We start from the raw sequence: 8,669 nt of genomic DNA, 5'->3' as shown, positions 1-8,669 counted from the left end.
CAATAACTATTGGACAATAGTATCGGTAGAATATCAATAATCAGAAACAGAGCGATCGCTTTCTCAGCACAGCAATAACTATTGGACAATAGTATCGATAGAATATCAATAATCAGAAACAGAGCGATCGCTTTCTCAGCACAACAATAACTATTGGACAATAGTATCGGTAGAATATCAATAATCAGAAACAGAGCGATCGCTTTCTCAGCACAACAATAACTATTGGACAATAGTATCGGTAGAATATCAATAATCAGAAACAGAGCGATATAGTTGCGGAATGGATGTTCTATTATTTATATCTTGCTTTCAATTTTTTCGACCTTTTTCTAACACTAAAGCTTGACTGCGTAGCAGATTTATATGAACATTATTATGGCACAAATCTCTAATTGTTAGCATTTATCCCAACACCAAATTAAAAATTATGGCGCGGTTCTTCTGCTAAGGTTGAGATAAATATTGACAGTGGTATTAACGCGATACTAGAATAATATTATTTATAGTTTATATTTTTGCCTACCTGACTTATTAAACAATGAATGCTAAATTTGATTCACCTGATTTTGCTCAAGCAGAAAGTTTACTGCAAGAACTATTTGAAGAGGTCCAAAAACAAGAAGGCGTATTAGCTGGCGGTAAACAGTTAGGAATTAATGCCAGGAGAATTAAAGATTTACAGGAGACAAAGGTTAGCTTTGGCAATCCTAAAAATGAGTTAATTCGGTTAACAGAAGAAATATTTAAAGAGAGTGGGATAGAGCTAAATCATCTCATCAAACAACAAATGGAGGATGATTATAATTTTTATTATTTTACTCTAAATGTTAATTTACGTCCGAAGCCAGGAGCGAGATTTTGGCGTTTAACTTGTGACCTGAAGTTTAGTAATGAAAGAATAATAATTCAAAGTATTTTTCCCGAACATCAATGGCAACCAGTTATCGAGTTTGGTGTGGGTATGGATGTTGGAATTAATCAGAATTTAACTTGGGATGCTGCTATTGATTCTTCGATGATAACAGAGGTCTTAAAATCTGTTCCAGCTAACTTGAAAGCTAATATAGCAAGTAAAAATGAATTCAAAGCTTTTGCTGTGATTCCTGAGTGTAAATATGAGTTAGGTCGTCCAGAAATTTTAGCTGAAGGAACAGGTTCATCAGGTTGTTATTGGCGAATTCAAGACCAGGAAATACAGAAAGTTGGTACGGCTAAGTTTGGGGTTATTTTTAAAGTTCCTCAGAGAATAAAATCTGTTACTTTAACTGGAACAACTTGGGCTGATATAAATATTAATTGGTTGACAGATAATATTAGCGATATTGTTTTGACGCAGCTTCCTGAAAGAATTAAAAAGTTATTAGGTTTGGATGCAGAAGAGTCAGCTAAAAAATTTGTCAGAGGTGACAGGGAAGAGTGGCATTTGAAGCTGCCAGAGTAAATTTATCTTATTGGTTAGTTCTATATTTATCAATTTTAAAACAAGTGTTTACTGATGTCTAAAACTTATTGTACTTATCGAATTTGTCTGAATAATCGTCAGCGTATTCAAATAGAAAAGATCGACATTAAACAACAATTGCAGAAATTACCTTATGAGGATTTTGATTATCAAGAAAAACAAGAAGAAATTCAAAAGCTTTTGGAAATTGCTAATAATAATGAATTAGACAAAAGAAAAATCCGTCAGCTAGGGGAATCTTTATTTGATAGTTTATTTAACTCTGTCTTACGTCAAGATTTTCTTAGTTTTTATTTTCAAGTTGTACAGAAAGAGAAGCAGCTTTTACGAGTAGAATTGGATATTGATGAACAAGAATTGCCAGATATTGCAGCTTTACCATGGGAGTTTTTACGCCTTCCTGAAGGTGCTAATCAAGGTACATTGTGGCTTGCTACAAACCCTAATTTAGTATTTTCTCGTCGTCGATCTTTATGGAATCTAGCTCAACCTATACAATTAGCAGAAGGAGAAAAATTGAGAATTGCTTTAGCTATTTCTGCACCTCAAAACTTAGGAAATGTCGAATATGTAGACGTAGAGAAGTCTTTAAAAGAGTTGGCAGAAAAATCTGAAGAAATTGAATTATTACCTATAATAAATCCAGCTACACAAGATGCCATTGATAATTTATTGGAGCAAGAACCTCATATTTTTCATTTGATAGGTCATGGCAAATTTGAAGAGGAAGAAGGGGAAAAAGTAGGAAAAATTGCTTTAGTAAGAGAAGGTCTTAACAGAGCTAATTGGATAGATGCAGAAGATTTTGCTGACCTTTTTAATCGTCATATTCCTGGAGTTGTAGTTTTACAAGTTTGTGAAGGAGCAAAGCAGTCAGAATCAGAAGCTTTTAGAGGAGTAGCTGCTAAAATTGTAGCTCAAAATATTCCAGTAGTTGTAGCAATGCAATATGAAGTAGCTAATGCCACAGCTAATGCTTTTTCTGCTGAATTTTATAAAAGATTAGCAAAGGGTGAACCTGTAGATATAGCTGCTCAAAATGGTCGTCGGAAGATTGCTATGAAGACTAATTCTATAAATAGAGATTTTGCTACACCTGTTATTTTTATGAGGGTAGAAGATGGTTATTTGTTTCAAAAAAAAAAGATAGAATCTGATGTATTATCTGAAACAAGTAAATACAAAAATTTTGCTAATACTACCCACTCTAACATTGTTGAAAATAAGCCTATTGATGATAATAATTATGTCTATTTAGCGATAGACTTAAAATTAGAAAGTGCAAAAATCCAGAAAAATGATCCAGATAAATACTGGGTTAAGACATGGTTGGCAATTCCTGAATCTTTTCAAAAATTTTCTTTTGAAAACTTGTCAAATACTTTTAAAACCGATAAAACTTATAGTCAAGTAGACATTGAAGAAAACATACCGGAACTAATTAAAGAATGTAATGAGAATTTAGAAGAAATTCTACCAGAAAAATACCCAAAAATAGCTATAGAATGGATTCTTCCTGGTGATTTATTATCGCTGCCTGTTGACTGTTGGGAGTATCGAAAAAAGACAAGGATAGGGTGGGGTAAATTTCATTCTGTTCATATTCGTTCATCTCAACGTTTGGCTTACAAACATTACTATCAATCATGGAAAGATAAATGGAATGATCTTCAGGAACATATACAAAAGATTAATTTGAGCCACTATATTTTAGCTTGTCAATGTCAAAATCAAGATGATAATTGTTTGAAAATTGTCGATCGTAAAAAGAATATCCTGGGGATTAATTTTCCCTCGAAATTAGAAGAGTTAGAAAATATTAGTTATGAGTTGATGATAGAAACTGGTATTCCTATAGCTTTGTGGTCTAGATGTAAAGAATCTAATGTGAATCATCTTCTGGATTTAGATACATTAATAAATCCAAGTAATGACAATGTTTTAAATCTGAAAAAATTACCTGAATATGTGGAAGATATGAGGCTAGCAGCTAGTTCAAATCAGCCTAATCATTTAGGACATCATCTTTGCTTTTTATGGGAAAATCCTTATAATTATCCAAAAAAAAGAAGGCTTGGGTAAGTAAGTAGACAAAATTATTTGTATATAAATAAATTTGTTGTCAATCGATAGCTCTATGACATAGCAATCAAAAATGCACAATTAATTTTGTCCAGGTACTTATGGCTATTAATTGAGTAATGCTTATTAGTTATTAGTTACTTTTTATGTTTAGGAGAAAATTATGAGTAATTGGCAAATTTTTAAAGGAAATAATACACCTCATACAGTTACAAAATGGCCGGAACCTCCCCCTTGGCGGAATTTTAATCAACAGCAGGAACAAAAGAATACGTTTCAAGCAAGTGAGAAAGTAATTAATGCTGTTAATATGGCTATTTATTTACATCGTCCCCTTTTGGTAACGGGAAAACCAGGAACAGGTAAGTCCAGTTTAGCTAAGGCGATCGCCTTGGAATTAGAATTAGGAAAAGTCTTGTATTGGCCAATTAATACCCGGAGTACCTTACAGGAGGGATTATATTATTATGATGCGATCGCTCGTTTACAGGATGCTCAAATTAATCAACAGGAAAAAGATAAACTTAATATTGGAGATTATATCCGTTTAGGAGCATTGGGAACTGCCATGTGTTCCTCTGCAAAACCCAGGGTATTACTTATTGATGAAATTGATAAAAGTGATATTGACTTACCCAATGACTTACTAAATATTTTTGAGGAAGGTTATTTTGTCATTAAAGAACTACAAAGATTGACAAAACATCAGGATTATCAAAAAGTAGTAGTTGAAACCTATGATGGTAATAGCTATGAAGTTGTGGATGGACAAATCTCCTGTAATAAATTTCCTATTGTAATAATGACAAGTAATGGAGAAAGAGAATTTCCTTTACCTTTTAAACGTCGCTGCATTCAACTAGAAATTCAAGAACCAGATCGAGAGGAATTAACTAATATTGTTAAAGCGCATTTAGGGGATAATTTAACCAAAGATATTGAAACACTAATTGATGATTTTGTAAAAAAAAGAGAAAAGGGGCCTTTGGCAACAGATCAATTACTTAATGTAGCGTTTATGTTAATGAATAAACCGTTACCTAATGCTCAAGAAAAAAAGGTAATAACTGAACGTTTAATGGCATATTTGAACACAACTGGAGATGAATAAAAGTCAGAAGTTTGAACTCAGAAGTCAGAAATTTTTCTATTTACCTAAACTCTTAATCCGTACATCCGTGCCATAATCCGTGTGAGCGTTATTGTTGTTGGGTTGAAGAATGAAACCCAACCTACGCTTATTGCACTAAATTCTTAATCCGTATATCCGTGGCATAATCCGTGTGAGCGCTTCAACCCAACCTACGCTTATTGCACTAAATTCTTAATCCGTATATCCGTGGCATAATCCGTGTGAGCACTTCAACCCAACCTACGCTTATTGCACTAAATTCTTAATCCGTATATCCGTGGCATAATCCGTGTGAGCGCTTCAACCCAACCTACGCTTATTGCACTAAATTCTTAATCCGTATATCCGTGGCATAATCCGTGTGAGCGCTTCAACCCAACCTACTGGACTAAATTATGTTAAAACAATTCATATCTTTTATAAATAAAGAACAATGGGACCTCGATCCGATGCAGATGGCAGAGGTTTTATGGTTTGTGCAACAAGTTAGTCAACAAGAGCAGGAAGAAGATGACTCTCAATATTTAACAGCAGGTAGTAGCGAACAACTAGATAAAAGTTTTAGTAGATATGACTCTCAAAATTTAATAGCAGATAGTGGAGAACAATTAGATAAAAGTTCTAATCAATCTGGTAACTCTCAAAATTCAAGAGTGGGTAGTGGTATATCTTCGTTTTCCTCCGCACCTCAATATCCTTTAACCCAACCATCAAATAAACCTCAAAAAACAGAAATTGAACAAACATCTTTTCCTACAGAAAAATTGCCTATAAAATTGCCAGACACGGGAATTTTTCGTAATACTTTAGAATTAAGTCGCTTTGTTAAACTCCTCAAACAAACAGTAAATTCTCGAATTGCTCAGGAACTGGATGTTAATGAAACTGTCAGAATAAGTGCAGAACTTAGTACCTTTGAATTTCCTCGTTATTTTCCAGTTTTAACTCCCAAAAAAGAACGTTGGTTAGATGTTGCTTTACTCATAGAAGATAGTGATTCCATGATTCTTTGGCAATCTTTATTAACAGAAGTGCAAGACTTTCTAGAATATTTAGGAGCATTTCGAGATATCAAACCTTATGGCATAAAATGGGATAATGATTCAGAAAATTTACAAATTTATCCTTTTCATTCCCGCTCTAATACCCTATCTCCCCAACAGTTAAATTCATCTAATAATAGACGCTTAATTTTGATAGTTAGTGACTGTATTTCTCCAGCTTGGATAAACGATAAATTTATCAATATTCTCCAAAAATGGGAAACAAAAGAAAAGCTAACTTTGCTTAATCCATTTCCCGAAAGAATGTGGGAACGTACAAATCTTGACTATTCTATTAGACTGCGATTAGGAAACGATAAAAAGGAAAATCCGACCAAAAAATGGCAGGCAATTCCTGTTGAGTCTTGGCAAAGAAAATATCTGAATCAAGAAACAGTTAAATTACCAATTCTTAATTTAGAACGAGAATCAATGGCTGCTTGGGTTAACGTTATGGTAGGAAAAGGAACGAGTTGGTGTGCTGGTGCTGGACTAGGTTCAGATTTGATGTTTCTAGAGGATGAAGAAGAGGAAGAAGAACCCCTGACTCCCAGAGAACAAATTAATAATTTTTATGCAACTTCTTCAGCATTAGCTTGGCAATTAATTCAATATTTATCTGCTATTCCAGTCAGTCTTTCTACTATTCGTTTAGTGCAACGAACTTTATTACCAAAATCTACTCAAGTTAATGTGGCAGAAGTAGCAATGGGGGGATTATTAAGTCCGGTTAAACCTTTTAATTCTTATCAGTATCCCCAGGAAATTGAATTTGAATTTAAACCAGGAATTAGGGAAATATTTTTAGAGAGATTAGGAGAAAAAGAATTTTGTCTAGGGGTTATTGGTAGTTTAACTGAAAAAATTGCCAGTCATTTTGGATATGAAACAGTTCGAGAATTTGAAGCAACTCTGTTAACTGAATCTTGGAAATTTCAGGGTGATGAAGATATTGAATTAATTCAAACTTTTGCCACAATATCTGTATCAACTCTCAGACAATATGGAAAAGAATATGATGCTTATATTAGAAAATTAGATAGAAGTCGCGCCCGATTAAATTTGATGTCTGGGGTTACAGGAGAATCTGTAAATTGGATAGATTTTCTAGAAAATATTGCTCTACAGTATGATTTAACTTCTATTGAAACAGAAACTTTAATCAATATGTTTCCAAGTCCACAAGAATCTCTTTCTATTTCTGAAGTTGCAGAAAAACTTCTCAGTTCAACTTCAGCTATTAGCAGTCGCTTAACTAATATCTATCGTAAATTTGCCAGCAAAATTCTAGATTTATTTGAGTCTGTAAAACACTCTAAATTACCAGCTATACAGTCATTTTTATATTCTCAATATATAACTCCAGATATTAGTAAAGCCTTTGAATATTATGAAGTTGAAATTGATGTTGCTACTATTGTTTTTGAAGAGGAGATACCCCCTCCATTACCCTCTCCCCCCACACTCCCACCTCCTATATTGCTTGAAACAGGAACAGAATTCCAAGAGTGGAGTTTTGAAACCCCTACTGTTGATGGACGTGGAAAAATTGTCCAAAGTGCTATTAATAACGCCTTTTACTTCACCGAAACCCTTCCAGATAACGTTACCTTAGAAATGGTAGCTATTTCTGACGGTACTTTTACCATGGGTTCTCCTGAAAGTGAAAAAGACAGCAATGATGATGAACGTCCCCAACATGATGTGACTGTTCCTCCCTTCTTTATGGGTAAATATCCTATTACTCAAGGACAGTGGAAAGCGATCGCCTCCCGAACAGACTTGAAGGTGAATTTAGATTTAGATCCAGAACCATCTCGTTTTAAAGAACCATACAAAAATATAGATAGATGGCAAAGGCCAGTTGAGGATGTGAATTGGTACGAAGCAGTAGAATTTTGTCAACGACTCTCAATACTAACTGGAAGGAAGTACAGGCTACCCAGTGAAGCCGAATGGGAATATGCTTGTTGTGCGAGAACCACAACCCCTTTTTACTTTGGAGAAACTATCACAGGAGAATTAGCTAATTATGATGCTTCCGAAACTTATGCTGGTGAAGCAAATGGGTTCTATAGAAAAGAAACAACTCCTGTTGGCCAATTTCCTCCTAATGCTTTTGGATTATATGATATGCACGGGAATGTCTGGGAATGGTGTGCTGATGATTGGCATGAGAATTATGAAAATGCCCCAACTGATGGAACGGCTTGGCTTGATCATAATGAGACCAGTAATTATACCATTAATGATGAGAAAGAAAAGTATACCGTGCTGCGGGGCAGTTCCTGGCTCAACTATCCTGATGACTGCCGTTCTGCAATTCGCAACTACATCTATAGGCGCGACTACCACTTCAACTATATTGGTTTTCGTGTAGTATGCGATGGCGGGAGTGAATGAAGTCAGAAGTCAGAAGTTTGTTTGCGCAGCATTCCGCAGGAAAGTCAGAAGTTTTTATAATGGATAGGACTTACGCAGATACGCTATATATAGCGCTCAAAACTATTGTCCAATAGTACTTGGACTCCATAAATAGTGCCTTTGCGTAAGTCCTGATGGAGATAAAATGAAGTCAGAAGTTTGAAGTCAGAAGTCAGAAGTTTTTATCCCACATTCCGCACGTCAATTTGTAACATAAAAAGTAGTATGAAAAAACCATCTTGATTCAGTATTTATACGGTATAAATTATCTTCATTGACCTGGATCGAGAATCAAATTATCAGGAAAGTATTAAGTATAAATACTCAATTATCACCACTACTATTTTCTTCTGAATTCTGGATTCTGGATTCTGGATTCTGGATTCTTTATACTACATTTTGTCGTGCGGAATGTAGGTTTTATGATGGATAGGACTTACACAGATACGCTATATATAGCGCTCAAAACTATTGTTCAATAGTCTTTGGACTCTGTAAATAGTGCCTTTGCGTAAGTCCTGAT

5 protein-coding genes are annotated in these 8,669 nt (G+C 34.5%); 4 read left to right on the top strand and 1 reads right to left on the bottom strand.

The genetic code is table 11. From position 1 onward, the window contains the following. Positions 1–233: hypothetical protein (locus F6K54_RS14510; protein WP_293078610.1), on the bottom strand; the 233-nt coding region annotated here is incomplete at its 3' end. A 308-nt stretch (positions 234–541) separates the two neighbouring features. Here F6K54_RS14510 and F6K54_RS14505 point away from each other — a divergent pair. From F6K54_RS14505 to F6K54_RS14490, 4 genes are all read left to right on the top strand, one after another. Continuing rightward, complete coding sequence (locus F6K54_RS14505) at positions 542–1,444, top strand: hypothetical protein (RefSeq protein ID WP_293078608.1); 903 nt, start codon at positions 542–544, stop codon at positions 1,442–1,444. Between the two features lie 54 nt (positions 1,445–1,498). Then, the gene (locus F6K54_RS14500; RefSeq protein WP_293078606.1) at positions 1,499–3,547 is read left to right on the top strand and encodes a CHAT domain-containing protein; all 2,049 of its coding nucleotides are present in this window, start codon (positions 1,499–1,501) and stop codon (positions 3,545–3,547) included. A gap of 163 nt (positions 3,548–3,710) precedes the next feature. After that, a complete protein-coding gene (locus tag F6K54_RS14495) occupies positions 3,711–4,658 on the top strand; it encodes a MoxR family ATPase (RefSeq protein WP_293078604.1) in 948 nt (315 codons plus the stop codon). 416 nt (positions 4,659–5,074) lie between these two features. After that, complete coding sequence (locus tag F6K54_RS14490; protein ID WP_293078603.1) at positions 5,075–8,125, top strand: formylglycine-generating enzyme family protein; 3,051 nt, start codon at positions 5,075–5,077, stop codon at positions 8,123–8,125. Positions 8,126–8,669: the final 544 nt, after the last annotated feature.

Origin of the sequence: Okeania sp. SIO3B5 (genome assembly GCF_010692555.1) — a bacterium.
GTDB lineage: Bacteria > Cyanobacteriota > Cyanobacteriia > Cyanobacteriales > Microcoleaceae > Okeania.
Note: the sequence above shows the minus strand (reverse complement) of the source record. Positions and strands in the feature narration are given on the sequence as shown.